22 protein-coding genes, 1 riboswitch and 1 other annotated feature are annotated in these 20,731 nt (G+C 31.2%); of the genes, 14 read left to right on the plus strand and 8 right to left on the minus strand.

Annotation, left to right across the window (positions count from 1 at the left end):
- Window positions 1-786: a phosphonate ABC transporter, permease protein PhnE gene (gene phnE / locus B8978_RS13490; protein ID WP_084116569.1), complete on the plus strand. Its 786-nt coding sequence runs from the start codon at window positions 1-3 to the stop codon at window positions 784-786.
- Complete coding sequence (gene phnE / locus B8978_RS13495) at window positions 783-1,559, plus strand: phosphonate ABC transporter, permease protein PhnE (protein ID WP_084116570.1); 777 nt, start codon at window positions 783-785, stop codon at window positions 1,557-1,559. The genes phnE (B8978_RS13490) and phnE (B8978_RS13495) overlap by 4 nt, the downstream gene beginning before the upstream one ends.
- 91 nt (window positions 1,560-1,650) lie before the next feature.
- Here phnE (B8978_RS13495) and B8978_RS13500 read toward each other — a convergent pair whose 3' ends face one another.
- Window positions 1,651-2,592: a phosphate/phosphite/phosphonate ABC transporter substrate-binding protein gene (locus B8978_RS13500; RefSeq protein WP_084116571.1), complete on the minus strand. Its 942-nt coding sequence runs from the start codon at window positions 2,590-2,592 to the stop codon at window positions 1,651-1,653.
- A 189-nt stretch (window positions 2,593-2,781) separates the two neighbouring features.
- Between B8978_RS13500 and B8978_RS13505 the strand changes: the two genes are divergently transcribed.
- The gene (locus B8978_RS13505) at window positions 2,782-4,365 is read left to right on the plus strand and encodes a bifunctional metallophosphatase/5'-nucleotidase (protein WP_084116572.1); all 1,584 of its coding nucleotides are present in this window, start codon (window positions 2,782-2,784) and stop codon (window positions 4,363-4,365) included.
- A gap of 130 nt (window positions 4,366-4,495) precedes the next feature.
- Here B8978_RS13505 and B8978_RS13510 read toward each other — a convergent pair whose 3' ends face one another.
- Window positions 4,496-5,005 carry a ferritin gene (locus tag B8978_RS13510; RefSeq protein ID WP_084116573.1) on the minus strand — a complete coding sequence of 170 codons (510 nt, stop codon included), beginning with the start codon at window positions 5,003-5,005 and terminating at the stop codon, window positions 4,496-4,498.
- A 126-nt stretch (window positions 5,006-5,131) separates the two neighbouring features.
- Between B8978_RS13510 and B8978_RS13515 the strand changes: the two genes are divergently transcribed.
- The 5 genes from B8978_RS13515 (at window position 5,132) to B8978_RS13535 (ending at window position 9,480) form a co-directional block, all read left to right on the plus strand.
- A complete protein-coding gene (locus B8978_RS13515) occupies window positions 5,132-6,049 on the plus strand; it encodes a ribonuclease Z (RefSeq protein WP_084116574.1) in 918 nt (305 codons plus the stop codon).
- 193 nt (window positions 6,050-6,242) lie between these two features.
- Window positions 6,243-7,079: a sulfite exporter TauE/SafE family protein gene (locus B8978_RS13520; protein ID WP_084116575.1), complete on the plus strand. Its 837-nt coding sequence runs from the start codon at window positions 6,243-6,245 to the stop codon at window positions 7,077-7,079.
- Window positions 7,076-7,450 carry a DUF1634 domain-containing protein gene (locus tag B8978_RS13525; protein ID WP_084116576.1) on the plus strand — a complete coding sequence of 125 codons (375 nt, stop codon included), beginning with the start codon at window positions 7,076-7,078 and terminating at the stop codon, window positions 7,448-7,450. The genes B8978_RS13520 and B8978_RS13525 overlap by 4 nt, the downstream gene beginning before the upstream one ends.
- Window positions 7,451-7,475: 25 nt before the next feature.
- Window positions 7,476-8,309 carry a polysaccharide deacetylase family protein gene (locus B8978_RS13530; protein ID WP_084116577.1) on the plus strand — a complete coding sequence of 278 codons (834 nt, stop codon included), beginning with the start codon at window positions 7,476-7,478 and terminating at the stop codon, window positions 8,307-8,309.
- 31 nt (window positions 8,310-8,340) lie between these two features.
- A complete protein-coding gene (locus tag B8978_RS13535; RefSeq protein WP_084116578.1) occupies window positions 8,341-9,480 on the plus strand; it encodes a YibE/F family protein in 1,140 nt (379 codons plus the stop codon).
- Window positions 9,481-9,541: 61 nt separating this feature from the next.
- On the opposite strand, the gene B8978_RS13540 is transcribed toward B8978_RS13535, so the two are convergent.
- The 6 genes from B8978_RS13540 to B8978_RS13565 form a co-directional block, all read right to left on the minus strand.
- Window positions 9,542-10,744, minus strand: coding sequence for a S8 family serine peptidase (locus B8978_RS13540; RefSeq protein WP_084116579.1), 1,203 nt, complete (start codon window positions 10,742-10,744; stop codon window positions 9,542-9,544).
- A 78-nt stretch (window positions 10,745-10,822) separates the two neighbouring features.
- Window positions 10,823-11,254 carry a DMT family transporter gene (locus B8978_RS13545; RefSeq protein WP_084116580.1) on the minus strand — a complete coding sequence of 144 codons (432 nt, stop codon included), beginning with the start codon at window positions 11,252-11,254 and terminating at the stop codon, window positions 10,823-10,825.
- Between the two features lie 141 nt (window positions 11,255-11,395).
- Window positions 11,396-11,881, minus strand: coding sequence for a dUTP diphosphatase (locus B8978_RS13550; RefSeq protein WP_084116581.1), 486 nt, complete (start codon window positions 11,879-11,881; stop codon window positions 11,396-11,398).
- Between the two features lie 280 nt (window positions 11,882-12,161).
- A complete protein-coding gene (locus tag B8978_RS13555) occupies window positions 12,162-13,457 on the minus strand; it encodes a lactate racemase domain-containing protein (protein WP_084116582.1) in 1,296 nt (431 codons plus the stop codon).
- 33 nt (window positions 13,458-13,490) lie between these two features.
- Window positions 13,491-14,405, minus strand: a complete 915-nt coding sequence (locus B8978_RS13560) for a branched-chain amino acid transaminase (RefSeq protein ID WP_084116583.1) — start codon at window positions 14,403-14,405, stop codon at window positions 13,491-13,493.
- A gap of 73 nt (window positions 14,406-14,478) precedes the next feature.
- Window positions 14,479-14,674 (minus strand) — a binding site (T-box leader).
- 68 nt (window positions 14,675-14,742) lie between these two features.
- A complete protein-coding gene (locus B8978_RS13565; protein ID WP_084116584.1) occupies window positions 14,743-15,291 on the minus strand; it encodes a 2'-5' RNA ligase family protein in 549 nt (182 codons plus the stop codon).
- A 295-nt stretch (window positions 15,292-15,586) separates the two neighbouring features.
- Between B8978_RS13565 and B8978_RS13570 the strand changes: the two genes are divergently transcribed.
- The 6 genes from B8978_RS13570 to B8978_RS13595 all read left to right on the plus strand — a co-directional run bounded on the left by B8978_RS13570 (window position 15,587) and on the right by B8978_RS13595 (window position 20,684).
- A complete protein-coding gene (locus B8978_RS13570) occupies window positions 15,587-16,843 on the plus strand; it encodes a UDP-N-acetylglucosamine 1-carboxyvinyltransferase (RefSeq protein ID WP_084116585.1) in 1,257 nt (418 codons plus the stop codon).
- Window positions 16,844-16,873: 30 nt separating this feature from the next.
- Complete coding sequence (locus tag B8978_RS13575; RefSeq protein ID WP_084116586.1) at window positions 16,874-17,659, plus strand: MBL fold metallo-hydrolase; 786 nt, start codon at window positions 16,874-16,876, stop codon at window positions 17,657-17,659.
- Window positions 17,660-17,683: 24 nt separating this feature from the next.
- Window positions 17,684-18,250 carry a GerMN domain-containing protein gene (locus tag B8978_RS13580; RefSeq protein WP_084116587.1) on the plus strand — a complete coding sequence of 189 codons (567 nt, stop codon included), beginning with the start codon at window positions 17,684-17,686 and terminating at the stop codon, window positions 18,248-18,250.
- Between the two features lie 28 nt (window positions 18,251-18,278).
- The gene (locus B8978_RS13585) at window positions 18,279-18,779 is read left to right on the plus strand and encodes an SEC-C metal-binding domain-containing protein (RefSeq protein ID WP_084116588.1); all 501 of its coding nucleotides are present in this window, start codon (window positions 18,279-18,281) and stop codon (window positions 18,777-18,779) included.
- Between the two features lie 30 nt (window positions 18,780-18,809).
- Window positions 18,810-18,914: riboswitch (SAM riboswitch) on the plus strand.
- Window positions 18,915-18,976: 62 nt separating this feature from the next.
- On the plus strand, window positions 18,977-20,011 hold the full coding sequence (locus B8978_RS13590) for a methionine ABC transporter ATP-binding protein (RefSeq protein ID WP_084116589.1): 1,035 nt from the start codon (window positions 18,977-18,979) through the stop codon (window positions 20,009-20,011).
- Entirely contained in the window at window positions 20,004-20,684 is a 681-nt protein-coding gene (locus tag B8978_RS13595; protein WP_084116590.1) for a methionine ABC transporter permease, read from the plus strand. Before B8978_RS13590 ends, B8978_RS13595 begins: the two co-directional genes overlap by 8 nt.
- Window positions 20,685-20,731: the final 47 nt, after the last annotated feature.

Consider the following 20,731-nt stretch of genomic DNA (forward strand, 5'->3'; position numbering starts at 1 on the left):
ATGAATAATAGTGAACAAGCATTGGAAAAGCCAGTTAAAACGAAAAAAATTGTAACAATAGTTCTTATTATAATGATTATTTTAGCAAGTGGATATCGAACAGAAGCTGACTTTTCAAAGCTAATATCAGGAATTCCACAGATGGGAATCCTTCTAGTCCAAATGTTTCCACCAGACTGGAGTTACATATCTGTAATTGCAGATCCGTTAAAAGAAACAATAAGGATGGCAATATTAGGAACGACCATTGGAGGTATAATAGCAATTCCATTAGCGATTCTTTCAGCTAGTAATATAACAAAAAGTAGTGTGTTACGATATCCAGCAAGATTTATTTTAAATTTAATAAGGACAATACCGGATTTGTTATTTGCATCTATATTTGTAGCAATATTTGGAATAGGACCTGTTTCAGGAGTTATGGCACTTGCAGGATTTTCAATTGGGATTATAGCTAAACTTGCATATGAAGCTTTAGAGACAATAGATGACGGTCCCTTAGAAGCAATGACGGCGGTTGGCGCAAATAAAATTCAATGGATATATTATGCAGTATTGCCGCAGATTTTACCTCAGTTTGTATCTTACTTTCTTTATACTCTAGAAATCAATGTAAGGGCAGCAGCGGTACTTGGACTTGTAGGAGCAGGAGGAATAGGTCTTTATTTAAATAGAACACTTGGACTATTCAAATATGATCAAACGTCAGTAATAATTATAGCTACATTATTAGCAGTAATAATTATTGATGGATTGAGTACAGTATTAAGGGAGAAGCTACTATGAAGAAGAAAAACAAAATTTTTAATATAATTGTAATTATATTGATAATAGTCTTGTACATATGGGTAATATCGGGTATTCATTTTGACGGAATTAAACCTACAGCTAAAGAGATAACAAAGGCAATATTTAAAGGACTTATTCATCCAGATTGGTCATATGTGTATAGTCCAGATGGTGAAGATTTAATATCAGGGCTTTTAGATACGCTTGCCATTGCTGCACTTGGAACAGTTATATCAGCAGTACTGAGTATTCCATTTGCATTCCTTGCAACTAAGAAGATAGTAAATTTAAAACCTGTTACGGGGTTAGGAAGATTTTTATTAGAATTTATAAGAACTTTTCCAGAATTAGTACTAGCTATTTTGTTTATAAAGGCTGTAGGACCAGGTTCATTTGCTGGCGTACTGGCGCTAGGAGTCAGCTCCATAGGAATGGTTGGAAAACTATTTAGCGAATCCATTGATAGTATGGACCTAAATGCAATTGAAGCACTAACAGCATGTGGAGCAAATGGAGCTCAAAAAATATGGTTTGCAATTATACCTCAAGTTTTACCGGAATTTGCATCACTCACACTTTATAGATTTGAAATAAATGTTCGTTCTGCCACAATACTTGGTATTATTGGTGCTGGAGGAATTGGTACCCCTTTAATCTATGCACTTCAGGCGAGAGGGTGGAGCAGAGTTGGAATAATACTTTTAGGAATAATAGTAATGGTAACTATTATAGATTTGATATCAGGCTTTATCAGAAAAAGATTAGTATAAATAAGAGGTGCTCTCGAAAATTGAGAGCACCTCTTATTTATTTATATTCAGGTGTGGTCAAAACATTAACCTGAGCACAAGTTTTGTTTTATTATTTAGCACCTTCTACAGCTTTTTCATAGTCACGAACTACATCAAAATCTTTGTCATTACCAATCTTATAACCAATATGTGAATATACATCATATATAATTTTTTTACCTTGTGAATCTTTTGAAATAGCAATAAAGGCATTTTGAATTTTCTTTTTCCAAGCAGAATCCATATCTGGGCGTACACATATAGTATCATTAGGAATTGGTTGAGTATAATATAGCACTCTTGTGTCACTAAATACATTAGGATTATCTTTTTTAACAACGTTACGAGCATCTTCAAATACTGCAGCAGCATCAACGTCGCCATTTAAAACTGCAAGAACACCTTTGTCATGACCTTGTACAGTAACACCAGTTACATCCTTTTGAGGATCAATGCCAGCTTTTTTTAGTTCAGCAGCAGGGTATATGTATCCAGCAGTTGACGTTACGTCCTGCCATGCAATCTTTTTACCTTTTAAATCTTTTAAAGTTTTTATTGGTGAATCTTTTTTTACAACAATTTCAGATCTATAATTAGTAACTAATTTATCAGTGTTGGATCCATCTGTTGGATTTATTCCATATCTTTCTGCTTGCAATAAAAGGTCAGCAGAATTTTTTTGTTTTGCTAATACGTATGCAGTTGGTGGCAAAAAGCCTACATCAACTTGCTTTGAAGCCATTGCTTCAATTATTGTGTTATAGTCAGTTGAAACACTAACCTTTACTGGAATACCTAATCTAGCGCTTAGTAATTTCTCAAGTGGCTTTGCCTTAGCTTCAAGTGTTTCAGCATTTTGAGATGGTACGAATTCAACTGTAAGTTGTTTAGGAACATATGCAGATGATTTATCACCACTTGTAGTAGAATTACTATTTCCACAACCAGCTAATACTGCAATTGAAAGTGACATGGCTAGGCCTAATGTGACTAGTCTTTTGATTTTTATCATTATGAATTTCCTCCATTCAAATATAAACTATTACTAGTAAATTATAACATATGAATTAAATATGTACAAAGTTATTTAAGTTAAAATAATGTAATAGAAATTAATATGTTTTTTACAAATATGTATCATTGTATACTATTAATAAGGTTGGTATAATGGTATAAACTGATGAAATGGGGATGTGCAACTGTGAATGATGATTTAACAAAAATAGTTATACTAGAAACAAGTGATGTGCATGGAAGTATCTTACCAATAAACTATGCAAATAATGAAGTCTCTGATAGCGGAGTCTCCAAAATTTCTAAGATAATAGAGAGAGAACGTGAAAATAATAATAACGTTATTTTGATTGATAATGGAGATATACTTCAAGGCACACCCCTTACATATTATTATGCCAAGATAGATAGTACAAAACCTAATCCTATTATTAATACATTAAACTATTTGAAGTATGATGCTGGTGTAATTGGAAATCATGAATTTAATTACGGTAGAAAAATACTTAATGATGCAATAGATAATTCTAATTTTCCTTGGCTTTCAGCTAATATAACAGATAAAAATTCTAACGAACCTGTCTTTGGTAAGCCATATATAATAAAAGAATTTGATGTTGGAATTAGAGTTGGAGTGCTGGGCCTCACGACAAAATACATACCTAATTGGGAAAATCCAGACATAATAAGAGATTTAAATTTTTTAGATGTAAAGGACGTAGCAAGAAAATGGGTGAAAGTCTTAAGGGAAAAGGAAAAAGTAGATATAATAATTCTTTCATATCATGGTGGATTTGAAAGAGATCTAGATACAGGTGAACAAACTGAAACTCTAACAGGAGAAAATCAGGCCTATGAATTATGTATGGAAGTAGAAGGCATAGACGTTTTACTTACGGGGCATCAACATAGATTTATAGAGAATAAAACCATAAACAATGTAATTGTAATTCAGCCTGGAAACGCAGCTAAGGCAATTGGAAAAGTAGAACTCATGTTAAAAAAACAAAAAGATAAATGGGAAATATGCGATAAAAAATCTGAACTAGTGTATTGTAACAATGAAGAATCTGATAAAGAAATTGAGAATATAGTAAAAGATGCTGAGAGATATACACAGGCCTGGCTAGATACGAGTATTGGTGAAATCAATGGAGATATGACAATAAAGGATTACTTTGAAATAAGAATAAAGGATAGCGCTATTATTGAGTTCATAAACAAAGTACAGATGGAAAATGCAGGAGTGGATATATCTAACACAGCTCTTTTTGACAATAATTCTAAAGGATTTAGTAGTAAGGTTACTATGAGAGATATTGTTTCGAATTACATATATCCAAATACCTTAAAGGTAATAAGAATAAGTGGATGTGATATAAAAGAGGCACTTGAAAAATCGGCTTCATATTTTGAGAATTATGATGGAATAAGCATTAAAATCAACCCCAAATTTGCAGATCCTAAACCACAGCATTACAATTACGATATGTGGGAAGGAATAGAGTATGAAATAAATATTTCTAAACCATTTGGATCTCGTATAACAAAACTGAACTATAAGGGAAAACCATTGGATATGGATAAGGAATACGATGTAGTAATGAATAACTATCGAGCTGGAGGTGGCGGGAATTTTGATATGTTTAAGGGCAAAACTGTGATAAAAGATATACCAACAGATATGTCAGAGCTTATAGCAAATTATATATTAAAAAGAGGAAGTATAGACGTCACAGTAAACGATAATTGGAAAGTAATACACGACTAAAGAAATTATACAAAAAAGTTGAGAATTGAGAGTTAAAGATGAGTTTCTTCACTATAAATAAGATCACCTTTAAAAATTTCTCTACCAATTCTCAACTTTCTATTATATATAGCTTAATAAAAATTTTGATTTATACTGTAGCAGGTGGAGTAAATACTCTTTGCATTAGCTCACTATCAAGTATGTAAAGAGCAGCTTTATCATCACCAATTCTTTCTAATCTCTTTAGTATAGCAGTAATAGTTTTTTCTTCCTCGATTTGTTCATCTATAAACCATTTCAAAAAGCTTATTGTGGCATGTTCTCTTTCATTAGTAGCTATATCCATAAGCTTGTATATTCTTTCGGTAACATGTTTTTCATGCTCTAAGGTGGATCTGAATACATCAATCATTGAATCAAATTTCGTAGTTGGGTTGTCAAAACCAGTTATCTCAACATTAAAATTCATATCAATTATATAATCAAAAAATTTTGAAGCATGAAATCTTTCCTCATCAACTTGAACTTTAAAAAAATTTGCGAAACCATCTAAGTCTTCAGAAGCACAATACGCTTGCATAGCTAAATATATATGTGCCGAGTAATATTCATAATTAAGTTGGTCGTTAAGCGCAGAAAGTAGTTGTTCACTTATCATTACAATCATCCTTTCAAATTATATTTAAGAATATTAGTTAAAATATTCTTAGTATTCAGAATTATTTTAGCATATTTGTGTAATAACTACAACTAATGACAAGTTTATAAAAGGAGTGATAAAAAAGTGATTGATATTTGTTTATTAGGCTGTGGTGGTAGTATGCCGGTACCAGGTAGGTCCCTAACTTCACTGCTCATAAGCTTTAACGGTAGAAAAATTTTGATAGATTGTGGTGAAGGAACGCAGGTGTCTATGAAAATTTTAGGAAAAGGATTTAAAAAAATCGACACGATTTGTCTTACACATTATCATGCAGATCATGTACTTGGACTACCAGGTTTACTTTTAACTATAGCAAATTCAGGTAGGTGTGAACCTTTAAATATAATTGGACCTAAAGGATTAGCAAAAATTATTAAGGGGCTTTTAGTAGTAGCACCAAATTTACCATATGATTTAAAGTTAATTGAAGTGGAAGAGGAAAATTTTAAAATTAAATATGGCGACATTATAATAAATACAACATATGAAGAGCATACAGTGCCATGTCTTGGTTATAGCTTAAAAGCAGTTAGAAAGAGAGCTTTTGATATAAGCAAGGCTAAAAGAAATAAGGTACCACAAAATATTTGGAGTAAACTTCAAAGTGGAGAAGCAGAAGAAATAGATGGAATGTGTTTTACACCTGAAATGGTCTTAGGAGATAAAAGGAACGGAATAAAAATTTCATATGTTACAGATACTAGACCAACGGGAAAATTGGTGGATTTTATTAAAGGTTCAGATCTTTTTATATGTGAAGGAATGTATGGAGCAGAGGAAGAACTTGAAAAAGCAGTACGGAATAAGCATATGATTTTTAAAGAGGCTGCAGAACTTGCTAATTCAGGTAAAGTTAAAGAATTGTGGCTTACTCATTTTAGTCCTTCTTTAACAGATCCCCATGCTTATATTAAAAATGCTGAAGATATTTTTAATAATGTAAAAATTGGAGAAGATAGGCTTTGCAAAAGCATAAATTTCGAAAGAAACTATAACTAAAAAGTCAACCTGGAATCTAAGTTCTAGGTTGACTTTTTAGTTATGTATAATATTCACACTATAATGTTAAATAATTCTTTATATATGAATAACATATATGTACTATACCTATTATATATTTTTAATATATGTAATCTTCTTATATAATAGTCAGTGAGGAGATTCATAGAAATTATAGATTGGAGGGATATTTATGATAATAATCGTAATAAAAATACTAATAATATCCATTTTTGCTGGTATTTTTGGTGCAGTGTTAGGACTTGGAGGTGGAATGATAGTAACACCAGCACTAACTTTATTATTTGGAATTGATATTAAATATGCGATAGGAGCCAGTTTGATTTCAGTAATTGCAACCTCAAGCGGTTCTGCAATAGGTTATATACAAGATAAAATAACAAACCTTAGGGTAGGTATGTTTCTTGAAATAGCCACAACTCTGGGTGCCATATCAGGTGCATTTTTAGCTGGTCTAATAAATCCCAATTATCTTTATACCATATTTGGATTACTTCTTCTTTATTCTGGGATTACAATGATTAAAAAGCATGTAAGTAAAACTAAAGAAATCATAGTTCCTGATCGTTTTGCAACAAAACTATGTCTTAATGGCGAATATTTTGATAAGTCAATAAATGAAAACATAGTTTATAATGTTTCAAATGTACCTGGAGGTTTCGTAGTTATGTATTGTGCTGGTATAGCTTCTGGACTTTTAGGAATAGGCAGTGGAAGCTTTAAAGTTATGGCAATGGATGTTTTTATGAAGCTACCATTAAAAGTATCGAGTGCAACAAGTAACTTTATGATGGGTGTTACAGCTGCTGCAAGTGCTGGTGTATACTTATCACGTGGTGATATAGATCCTAAAATTGCAGCACCTGTTGCAATAGGAGTACTTATTGGTGCATCTATTGGCGGAAAAATTATGCAAAGGCTAAAAAGTAAGACAATAAGAAAAATCTTTATTCCAGTTATAATATATGTTGCATTGCAAATGATTTACAAAGGAGTGATTAGTAGATGATTAATGGAAAAGGTACATCTGAAGAAATTGCAAAAGTTGAAATCATTATAAGCAAAGCATTAAGAGTTGGAGTAATTGCTAGTGCGATTATTATAATAGTTGGACTTGCAGCGTTTATTAAAACTGGTAATAGTGGATATGCTGGTGATTATTTTCCTACAACACTTAGTGAAATATTTAAAGGATTGCTTAATTGCAAACCATACGCAATTATGTTAACAGGTTTATACTTACTAATATTAACACCAGTATTACGTGTTGCTGTATCAATAATAGTATTTTTAAAGGAAAAAGATTATTTATATACTAAAATAACTCTTTTTGTATTAGTAATCTTGATATTTAGTCTTTGTATGGGAAAAAGCCTTTGAAGATAATTAAGGAAAGAAGATATTTATGATTAATTTAAATAAAAAGCCAAATACAATAAATAAAAAAATATTATTAGGGATTTTTTTAATAATAATATGTATATGTTTCATCTTTACTTTACTAGTTATTAAGCACAATAAAAAAACTACAAGTAATAATTTAAAACATAAGCACGTTAGTGGCTCTATATCAAAAAAAAGTAAGACTACTTTAGTTATAAACATTAGTTTAAGACAAGTACCTGGCGAATACACTCCGTGGACAATTAAAAGAGCTGATGGTACAAAAATTGCATATTTAACATTCGATGATGGGCCTTCTATTAACACTGAAAAAATACTTAGTATATTGAATCAAAATAATATAAAGGCATCATTTTTTTTAATTGGGAAAAATGCTGAAAACAACCCCAACTTAGTTAAGGAAGAAGTTGCTAATGGAGAAGTTATTGGTAATCATACCTATAGTCATCAGATAAACTATAAAGAAAGTTCAACAGATTTTGTAAATGATTTAAATCGATGTAACTTAGTTTTAAAAACTATAATTGGTAAAAATTACACATCAAATATTATTAGATTTCCAGGAGGCTCTTTTGGACATAGATTAGCGCCTTTTAGAGACGCTGCTACTAAAGCAGGTTATGCATTTATAAATTGGAATGATGAAACGGGAGATTCAGATGGGTATGACTTACCTGTACCAGTATTACTAAACAATTTGCATAAGTACACTATTGGGAATACAGTAGTAATTTTAATGCATGATGCTAGTGCAAAGAAAACAACAGTACAAGCCCTGCCACAGGTAATTCAATACTTGAAAGCTAAAGGGTATATTTTTAAAACTCTTCAATAACATACAACTAATTTTGTTGGGGTGAAGTATTATGAATAATAAAAATAGAGAAATTAAGATTACAGCAGTAATTTTAATGTTAATAATAGTAGTTTTTTGTGGTAGCAGTTTTTTAAGCAGTAGAGATGAAAACCAGCCAATTCATGGGAAAATAGTATCTGAAGAAGCTAACTCAAATTCTGATAAGAATGGGATAAGTCATGGATTAGTTAAAGTTAAAATTACATCTGGAGATCATAAGGGGGAGATTCTGACTCTAGATAATCTTATTAATGACAAAACATATCGTGAAACAACTGCACATAAAGGCGATACTGTTCTTGTCAATATAACTGAAAATCCAAATGGAACCGTTAAATCTGCATATATATATGAACTTGACAGATATGAATATTTATATTTGTTAATATTATTTTTTGTACTACTTTTAGGAATTGTTGGTGGCATAAAGGGCTTAAAATCTATATTAGCATTGTTTTTAACAGGAGTTGTTATTATTAAAATATTAATTCCGTTAATAATAGCCGGATTTAATCCTACTCTTACAACTATAATATTATGTATAGGAATTAGTATTATAAATTTGATTATAATTGGAGGCAAAAGTAAAAAAACATTAGCTGCCATAATAGGAACAGTTGGTGGGGTACTAATTGCAGCACTCATAGGCATGTATGTAAGCACTAGACTTAACCTTACAGGACTAACTGATGAGGAAATACAAATGACTATATACATAGCTCAAAATGCAACTTTTAATTTCAGAGCACTTTTGTTTTCCGGAATTTTAATGGGAGCCTTAGGAGCCGTAATGGATGTAAGTATTTCGATTGCTTCATCTATAAATGAGGTAAATGAAAACAATCCAGATAAGACTGTAGGTGAGCTTATTAAATCTGGAATGAATATAGGCAGAGATATAATGGGAACAATGGCTAATACTTTAATATTAGCGTATGCTGGTGAATCTATGTATCTTATAATGTTAGTATACTCATATAATCTCCCTATGTACAGGGTTTTAGATCAAGATGCTATTGCTTCAGCTGTATTAAATTCAATTGCTGGAAGCATTGGACTCATATTTACAATACCTATAACTGCAGTTGTAGCAGCAATACTTTTAAAAAGAAATGCTAAAAAAGATCATAATAAGGATAATGAAAAATGAAGGGGTTTCACCGCGAAGCATAGGTGAAATCCCTTCACCTATGCCTCGCAAAGGACATATACTAAGAGCTAAAAAGTTTATCTATATCTAGAACCCCTTCTCCTTGCTGCCATTTTGGAAATTTTAATAAGGTACAAGAGGACTTTAAGAGGGAACTTATATCCTTAAAAGATAGTTTATTGTCTTTTTCAAATAAGAGAGCGCAAACTCCACTTACATAGGCAGCAGCACAGGATGTACCCGTATATGTTGTATAATAGTCATCTAACTTATTTGGATAAAGTTTGGCACCGTTTCTTTCAGAAATATATTTTGTATCTGAATTAAGAGAATATATGTTAACACAAGGAGCAGAAAAATCTGGTTTTACAAGTTTTCCACAGGGACCAGAAGATGAATATGTGTAAGAATCTATTTCACCAGCTGTATTTAACCCACCAACAGTTATACAAGTGTCTAATGCAGCAAAACCCCTAATAGAACTTTGAATGTTTTTATTGGTTCCACTAGGTACAATTACAACAATTCCGCGAGAAATAGCTTTGTTAAATAAGGTATTAAATGTGGATAAAATAAAATTATTTTCTGTGGATATTTCAAATGGAAGACATATAATTTTAATATTAAATTCTGTGCTTTCATTTATTAAAGTATCAATTGCAAAGAATATATCTGAAATATATGCTTTGCCTAAAGAATTGAAAGCTTTTACTGAATAAATTCTGCTTTCAGGAGCAACACCTATATGCATTGGTTTTGAGCCGTGGGCATTTCCTCGTATTAAGCCACTCATAAAAGTACCATGTCCATTATCATCATAAGGATAATTTAAACTAGATATAATATCTAAAAACTTAATTATACCCTTTTTAGGAGTCAATAAATCTGGATGTGGAAAAACACCTGTGTCTACAATTCCAACACATACGCCTTTACCCGTATACTTAAAAGAATTACTTAAACCTAAACATACTTTATGCTTTGATGCCATATTAAAGGAGCATAGGTATGCAAAGTCATCAAATGTAATAAATTTTATTTCTGGTTTTTCAATTAATTTTAGAATTAATCGTGCAGATAAATTTGCACATAAACAATTGGCATCTTTTATTTTAAACACAAAGGAGCTTTTATTTTGTTTTAATTTATGTTCCATGTTATCTATTAAAGCAGTGCAATGTATAATAACTCTGTAGCTTTTAAATCTATCTTCTTCTATAGCATGTTTTAGAGAACTGTCTAACTTTTTTTTCAATGAGAACATATAATTCACCTTAGGAGAGCTTTCGTTATATTATATTCTCAAAAGACCAAGGGGTTACAAATAAGGTATTAGTACGTTTTAAGCTTTCCATTTAAATATAATTATTCCTGCAAGCATTACTATAACTCCAATTATTTCATTTGATCCAAATTGCAATTTTTCTGTTCCAAATAGACCAAAGGCATCTATAACAGCGGCAGTTATAAGCTGAGAAATAAGTATGGTTGAAATAGCGTAAGTTGTTCCTAGGGTGGAAATGCCTTTTATAACTGTATATGTGATAATTACAGCCAAAACTCCACCTAGAAGATATAATTTACTCACGTTTTTTATGTCTTTAAAATTATTTTTTTTAGAAGTTATTAGAAATGCAGTACTTAATAAAAAAGCTGTTCCTTGAACAAAAACATTGGTTTCTAAAATACCTATTTTTTCTCCAAGTCTAGAATTAAAAACTCCTTGAATACTCATACACATACCAGACAATATTGAAACTATAAATCCTAGCATATTATCACCATCCTAGGATTATTTTAACCAAATTTAGCAATAATATTAAAAGCAATATAAAAAAGCATAGGGCAAAATTTTACCTTATGCAAAAATAACTTGAATATTAACTAAAGTATGTACAAAATTTATATATTAAAATTAATAACCAGTCGCTTGTCTTTGGTGATTTATAGCATTTTTATTTAAATAAGCATCTTCGATTTCTTTATCTGTAAAACCTAAATTTATGCCAAGACTTAAGAAATCTTCAAAAAGAGTTATGTAATGGTCAATAGATGAACAAATTAAAAAATCATTCATGTCTATAAATAAATCCAAAAACTGATCTGTGGTTTTATTTAAGGAGCAAGACTGTGAAAGCTCAATATTCTCGAAATCTTTATCAATACCAATGCTAAGTATAAAATGGAGACAATCAACATATTCTTCTATAATAATATTCTTAGGAGATGGTTTTTTATTGCTCCAATATTTAAAACATCGAGTTTCATTTGCAAGTTCTCCAAATTCAACTTGAAGAGCTAGGGCTTTCTTTGAAAATAACGTTTCCTCTTCTAAATGGTGTTCTTTTGATATTGTACTATCTAATTCTCGTTGCAAATCGAATAGTTTTTTCAGATCCATTAATAAGCCGCCTTTCTTTTACTCTAGTTTAATATATAGTATATATTTTATATTAAAGTTAAGAATATTAAAAGTTTGTGAAACGATTACACTAAAATTTTATATAAATTCTTAATATTTTAATAGTCAGAATTGACATAAAATAGACCAAATACCATAAAATCCTATTATATAACAAGGAAATACTATTATATAATACGAAAAAGGAAGTTAATGGGAAACGCATACAAACCATTAACTTCCTTTTTGTGTAAATCAAGTTAAATAAATTTTATCAATGTTAAATATTATCTATAATAGGTAAAGTGTTAGCAGATTGAGGCATTAAGATTGTTTTTAAGTTTTTGCCTTTTTTTGCATAAGTCAAATTAAGGGCTTCTTCTAAAGTTTTAACAACCTTAATATTTGCTTTTGCCACTAAAGCTTGATCTAAATCAGACACCATTATAAAATCATATTTTTCACCACATTCGCAAAAGTAATAACCAACAAATTTTGAAATACTATAGTCTTCTCTGAGAGCTTTTTCTCTATCTAAAAGCGAGTCATAATTTAAAACTATATCTTGAAGACCCTTATCTTCACCAAGTCCCTCGCTACACTCTGCAATGAAGATTAATGTGGCATTTTCATTGGCTGCTTCTCTCATGTTTATCACAGACTTTATTGACTGATATAAATTAATGTCTTTTGGGTATCCACCAGCAGAGCCTATTATTAAATCAGCTTTTTTACTAATAGAAACTCCATCTATTCTACTAACAAGATCTCTTCCAGCTTTGTGTGCTTTAATATAGTCCCCAGCTACTGCACCAGCAAGAGTACCATCTGGTTTCATGACAACATTAAACATGAAAGATGGTTTTACTAAAGCAGCAGCTTCCATCATATCGTTATGAATAGGATTATCAACAATGCTACCAGATCTAACTAATGGATTTGACCCGCTACCAAGTCCGTTAGACAAAGATAGGTGATGATTAGCCATAATTGTTTCGTAACTTGAAATTCCTGGTAAAATAGATTTTTTTCCACCTGAGAAACCAACTAGAAAGTGATATATAATTGCACCTGTAATAACAATATGGTCACTGTCCATAGCAATCTTATTTATCCACACAGGTGTTTTATAACTTGTTTCGCCTAAGTAAACTAAGTTGTTTTTATCATGACAATCATGATCAATAACTTTAAAGCGTTTATATAAATCAGAACCTAGAAGCATTTCATGTTCCTCTGGAGTTTGTTCTCTATGAGTTCCAAGGGCGGAAAGAAAAGTTATGTTTTCATCTTTTATACCGCCACGATTTAATTCTTCAACAATCTTGGGCAAGAATTTATGAGGTCTTTGCCAAGCTCTAGTAGCATCTGAAATTACTATACAAATTGTGTCTGTTGGGTTTACAATGTCTTTTAATCTAGGACTACCTGTTGGATTATAAAGTGCATCTGTAATGATTTCATCTTCTGTTTTACCAGGCTCAAACGGATTGCTTCTTATTACATCAAGTAAGTTTTCTTCATCAACGGAAACCTCAAAACTAGAGTTTCCAAATTTAAATTTTTCTTTTCTCATTTGTATAACCCCCAAATAGTAGTATTATAGATCCTAATATACAGGTCTACAATAATCAGCATATTTAGGATTTTTACCTGTAGTAATATCAAAGAATAAATCTTTAATTTTGTTAGAAACTTCGCCAGCTTTTCCATCTCCAATTACTCTGTCATCTACTGAAATTACAGGCGTAACTTCCATAGCTGTTCCGCTGAAGAAAACTTCGTCAGAAGCATATAATTCATTTCTTGATATACTTCTTTCAACTACGGTTAAACCTAATTCTTTTTCAGCAAGTTCCATAACAGTTTCTCTAGTAATTCCCTCAAGTATGTTATCACTAGGTGGAGGTGTTATTAACTTTCCTTTTTTGAAGATGAATAGATTTTCTCCAGGACCTTCACAAATATGGCCATTATTAGTTAAGAATATAGCTTCATCATAACCTTTGCTCTTTACTTCAAGAGAAGCAAGTGCTGAATTAAGATATGCTGCAGTTGCTTTAGTTCTAGGAGGAAGCATATTATCTTCAAGTCTTTGCCAAGAAGTTACAGCAACGCTAAGTTCGGTTTTTCCTGTGTAACTTCCTAATGGCTGAGTATAAATTACTAGTCTATTGTCATCATCAAGTAAAGTAGGTCCAATACCTTCTCCGCCTTTGTAAGCTACAGGTCTAATGTAAGTGGTTGTCTTACAATTATTTTTCTTTAAAAGTTCCAAGGTAAGTGAAGAAAGTTCTTCAACTGTGTAAGGTATATTTATATTAAGAGCCTTACAAGATTGTAAAAGTCTTTTGTAATGATCATCTATTCTAAAAGCATAAAGTTGATCTTCCCTTTCGCTATAATAAGCTCTAATGCCCTCAAAGCAACCTAGACCATAATTAAAAACTTTACTTCTAATGCTTATGCTAACCTCACTTTCTGGAACGATTTTGCCATTGTAAATTACGTAAGAATTGTTCATTTTAAAAAGCCCCCTTGTAAAATAAATATTATAAAAATAAATTTTTATAAAAAAATAACAGACTAATCCCCTAGCTTGGGGCGAAGTCTGTTCGCGGTACCACCCAAAAATATGTACTCATGAATTTAACGGCTTTCCGGCTCAGCTTACTAAAATTCAGCCTGCAACTCCAGGGTGATCTTCAGTAGTTCGCATCTGTAAGCTTTCAGCAAATACTTACTCTCTTTAAGAATTAGGAACTACTTACTTTTCCCTTTCATAGTTTTTATAAAAATCTAACTTTATGCATTAATATACTATTCATAAAAACATATGTCAATATGTAGAATAAAAGAAGTCAGTATTCTTTTAACACATAACTTTTCACAGTCATTGTCTTTTTGTTATTAATTGGTTTCCAAAGTTCAATTCTATCAATTTTTGCCATCCTTTGAGGATCAAGTTGTTTTGTATTTTCACAGGCAATCTTATATTCCTCTGAAGACCATTTCCTAGTTGCATAGTTTGTATTTGCTAGAGAAACGTGTAAATCCCAATTATCTATATTTTGTCTAACATTAAAGTTCGTTAATTTAAGTTTGTCATTTATGTTCCTCGCAATTCTCATTATGTAACCCTTGTGTTCTACTTTTAGATTTACAGATTTAAATGGAGGTTCAAAACATATAACACCATTTAATTCTACCTTGAATTTCTTGTAAGGTTTAATAAAGTTAGTCACAATTTTATCTAATTCATCTAAATCAGGGTCATCAATAACTTCAAGTGTTATATGTAAAACTGGTAATTTTCTGTATAATTTATATTTTCTACAAATTGATTTTTGTATGTTTTCTACAAATGAATAGGAATCTTTATCAAATAGTGCAACTAAATAATATTTCATTATAATCCCCCACGCTAATATATTGATAAACTAATTATAACACATAAACAGATTTATTATACAAATAAATTTGGATAATATGTTATGATATACCTTAGAATATAGCAAGTTTAGGAAGATAAATATGAGCACTTTTAGGGGGATAATAAAAATTCCTGTAAAGGGGCATAAAATAGCCTTTATATTTGAAATTTAATTTTAAAAAAACTATAATTATGCTATAATATAAATCGTGGCTATTTAAAATGAAATTATGTGAAATTTATATATAAATATAGTGAGGATGGATAAGGGAATGGACAAGTTAATTATAAATGGTGGTAAAGAGCTTTTTGGAAGCGTTGACATAGGTGGAGCAAAGAATGCAGCTGTAGCAATTTTACCTGCTGCTATTATGGCCAGTGAAAATGTATGTGTGATTGATAATATACCTGAGATAGAAGATATTCAATGCGAAGAAAGAATTATGGAAAGCCTCGGCTGTAAAATTACTAGAGTCAAGGATTCTGTAACTATTGATAGTACTACACTAGTTAACTTAAATGCCAATACTGAAGACGTTAGAAATATGAGAGCCTCCTACTATTTAATCGGTGCTTTACTAGGCCGATTTAAAAAAGCAAGGGTAGATTTACCTGGTGGTTGTCCTATTGGAGTTAGACCTATTGATCAACATATTAAAGGCTTTGAAGCTTTAGGAGCCAATGTAAAAATAGAACATGGAACTGTTATAGTAGAGACGGATAGACTTATCGGAACCAATATATATTTTGATGTTGTTAGTGTTGGAGCAACAATAAATGTTATGCTTGCAGCAACTTTAGCAGAGGGAACAACTGTACTTGAAAATGCGGCAAAGGAACCTCATGTAGTTGATGTTGCCAATTTTTTAAATACAATGGGAGCAAATATAAAAGGTGCCGGAACAGATGTTATAAGAATAACAGGAGTTGAAAAACTTACTGGATGTAATTATAGTGTAATTCCAGACCAAATAGAAGCTGGTACATATATGATAGCAGCAGCAGCCTGTGGCGGATGTGTAACTGTAAACAATGTAATACCGAAGCATTTGGAATCAATATCTGCAAAGTTAGTGGAAATGGGAGCAGAGGTAATAGAACAAGATGATTCTGTAACCGTAAAATCCAATAAAACCGTAAAGGGTGTAAATATAAAAACTCTCCCATACCCAGGGTTTCCAACGGATGTTCAGCAGCCAATGAGTACTATACTCTGTACTGCTAAGGGCAGAAGTATAATTAATGAAAGCATATGGGAAAGTAGATTTAAACACATAGACGAATTAAAGAAAATGGGTGCATGTGTTAAGGTTGAAGGAAGAGTTGCTATAATTGATGGAGTTTCCAAACTAACAGGAGCTATAGTGAAAGCTACTGATCTAAGAGCAGGTGCGGCTATGGTTATTGCAGGACTTATTGCAGAAGGTACAACGGAGGTAACTTCTATTGAACATATAGATAGAGGATATCCACACATAGAAAACAAATTCAAGGCTCTTGGAGCAGATATAAGAAGAGAGTCTATGTAAGGGTAAGATAGAAGTTTAGAGGAGAAAAACATGAGATTTTGTTCACTTTATAGTGGAAGCAGTGGTAATAGTATATTTGTAGCCTCAGAAAATTCAAGAGTGCTTATAGATGCAGGTCTTCCAGGGAAACATATAGAAAAGGCTTTATCAGATATAGGTGAAAATCCAAATGATATAGATGGAATATTTGTTACCCATGAGCATATAGACCATATAAAAGGCGTTGGAGTTCTATCAAGGAAATACGACATACCTATATATGCCAATGATTTAACTTGGAATAGTATGATGACGAATATAGGAAAAATAAAAGAGCATAATATTAAGGTTATTGATGAAAAAGCTGTAAACATAAAGGATCTTGATGTAGTAGGATATAGAATACCACATGATGCAGTTATGCCTTCAGGTTATTCTATAATGTGTAAAAATAAGAAGGTTTGTGTTGCAACAGATCTTGGATATTTTTCAGAAGAAGTTAAGCAGGAATTGAAGGATGCAGATGTAATACTTCTAGAAAGTAATCATGATGTAGAAATGTTGAAATTTGGACCTTATCCATATAGCTTAAAGAGAAGAATACTTAGTAATGTAGGACATTTATCTAATGAAGATTGTGGTAAAGCAATTGTAGATATAATGGGTAATAAAAAAAAGACGATTGCATTAGGACATCTAAGTAAAACAAATAATTATCCGGAATTAGCCTTTAAGACAGTAGTTAACGTATTAAATTCCAATGGAATAAATATAGAAAAAGATATAGTAGTTACTATGGCGAAGAGAGATATGCCAAGTGTTTATCTTGATTTTTAGCCTTCTTACAAGGGGAGTAAGCTTATGAAAAAAACTATGGTTTCTGGTGCTATTATTTTACTAATATGTTGTAGTGGTTTGTTAAGTGCATGCAAAAGTAGCAATTTAAGCAGTTCAAATTCTGATCAGCAAGTTGAAAATGTAAAATTGTACAAAGAAAAAGGGCAGGCAATTGATTTAAATTTGTATTTTGATAATTCACAAGATGAAAAAAATGTGAAGATTGGTGAAGAGGACAGACTAATACAAAAGCAAGAGCTTATAGGAGAATTAATTGTTAATGAGTTAATTAAGGGACCTTCGCTTCAAAGTGGATATAAACCAATTTTACCTAAAAACACAAAATTACTTAGCTTTTCCATTAACAATGGAATTGCATATGTAAATTTAAGTAGCGATGCAGAAGTTACTATGACACCGGTAAAGGAACAAGCAACATTAGAAAGTATTTCAAGTTCTCTAACTCAACTGTCTTCAATAAAAAAAGTCAAAATTCAAATTGAAAACAAGGATATCGAAACATTAGGTGGAAATTATGATGTATCGCAGCCTTTTGGTAAAAACGATATACTTCAAAAAATAAAAAAATAAATAACACAAGAATGAAGGAGAAATAAGTATGGGCTTATATAAAGAATGGACTGACATGGTGGTTGACTATGTGAAAACTAAAGGAGAAGCAGCTTTTTGGGAAGAATACGGAAGTATAGAAACTAGAATATATACAAAATTATTAGGAAATCACAAAAAAAATATAAAAGGTAAAGTTGAAGACTTAGCAGCAGAATATGAAACTTCAGTAATATTCTTTGTAGGATTCTTAGATGGTATAAATGAAAGTCTTATTGAATCAATGGATTTAGAAAAACTTACTAAAGATGATGAAATAGAACTTAAAGTTGACCTTGAAAAATTGTACTTTAATATGCTTGATGCAAAAGCTGATTATCTATATGAACTTCCACAATGGGAAGGTGTTTTCTCAAAGGAAAAAAGAAAAGAAATACATACAGAGTGGAAAAATTCAAAAACTGTAGTCAATAAAAGCAAAATAGGAAGAAATGATCCATGTCCTTGTGGAAGTGGTAAGAAATACAAACATTGTTGTGGAAAAAACTAAGTCTATTAAGTAAAGTGAAAATTTAATAAAGCCTTATCAAGAGAAACTGAGGGACTGGCCTAATGACGTTTCAGCAACCATACTTAAAAAGTGAAGGTGCTAATTCCAGCAGAACTGAGTTCTGGAAGATAGGGGGATTAAAAAAACCCCTATTTATTAGGAGTTTTTTTTATTTTATAATAGGAGGCATTAGATATATGATAATATTAGAAAATATTAATAAAACATACAAAACCAAGAAAACAACTGTGAATGCTCTGAAAAATGTAAACTTAAAGATTGAAAGTGGAGATATATTTGGAATAATTGGATATAGTGGTGCAGGTAAAAGTACACTAGTAAGATGTATAAATTTACTTGAAAAACCGGATACGGGTAAAGTAATAGTAAATGATGTGGACTTAAATACACTTTCCACTAAGGATTTAAGGCATAGTAGAGAAAAGATAGGGATGATTTTTCAGCATTTTAATCTTATGAATAGTAGAAATGTGTTTAAAAATATTGAATATCCTTTAAGAGGTAAAGGACTATCCAAGGAAGAGATGAAAGAAAAGGTGTCTAAGCTCTTAAGGCTAGTTGGAATAGAGGATAAAGCATATGTGTATCCTTCACAACTTAGTGGTGGACAAAAGCAGAGAGTTGGAATTGCAAGAGCTCTTGCAAATGATCCAGAAGTACTTCTTTGTGATGAAGCTACATCAGCATTGGACCCACAAAATACACAATCAATATTAAAACTTTTAAAAACCATAAACAAAGAGCTAAATCTTACAATAGTAATAATAACTCATCAAATGGAAGTAATAAAAGATATATGCAATAAAGTTGCTGTAATGGAAAATGGTGAGGTTGTGGAACAAGGAAGTGCTATAGATATATTCTCAAATCCAAAGGCTAACATAACAAAGGAATTTATATCTCATACAATGAATTTTGATAAAATATATGACGTATTGGATTCGAAGGAATTTACAAAGGGCGATAAGAATTCTGAACTTACTGTAAAAATATCTTATGTTGGAGAGAATACTGCAGAAGCTTTTATATCTAAAATATCAATTGAATATGGTGTACTTGCAAGCATTTTATTTGGAAATATTGAATTTATACAAGGAACTTCTTTTGGTAACTTGGTTGTAAAACTAAATGGAAGTAAGGAGAGTATAGATAAATCTATAGAATTTTTAAGAAGTAACAACATTACTGTGGAGGTGATTGCAAATGATTAGTTTTTTAAATCAATTAATGCCAAATGTTTTTCAATATTATAAAGAGCTAGGGCAAGCCTTAGTAGATACGCTTTATATGGTTTCAGTATCAGGGATTATTGGAGCAATTATTGGAATACCAGCAGGAGTAGCATTAGTTGTTACTAGAAAAGGAAACATCTTAGAAAATAAAATGGTTTATTCGATACTAGGGACAGTGGTAAACATTTTAAGAGCTATACCATTTGTTATACTCTTAACTGCAATTACTCCGGTTACTAGATTTATAGTTGGTACAACTATTGGAACAATTGGAGCAATAGTACCACTTATATTTGCAGTAGCGCCTTTCATTGCTAGGCAAATTGAATCAACACTTTTAGAAGTAGACAGTGGAGTTATAGAAGCTGCAAAATCTATGGGATCTAGTCCAATGGAAATAATTTTTAGGGTTTTAATTTTAGAAGGCCTCCCAGGCGTAGTTTATGCACTTACAATTGCAATTATTAATTTAATAAGTTATTCCGCAGTAGCAGGTACTGTTGGTGGTGGTGGACTTGGAGATTTTGCAATTCGTTACGGATATCAATACTTTAAAACAGATATAATGGTAGTTACAATAATCATACTTCTTATAATTGTTAATATTGTTCAGTTTATAGGAGAATTCCTAATGAAGAAACTAAGTCACTAAAAGCAGCTTATACGAACTTAATTATTTGTTTTTAAACAGAGGTATTA

It is taken from the genome of Clostridium acidisoli DSM 12555 (assembly GCF_900176305.1).
GTDB classification, from domain to species: Bacteria; Bacillota; Clostridia; order Clostridiales; family Clostridiaceae; genus Clostridium_I; species Clostridium_I acidisoli.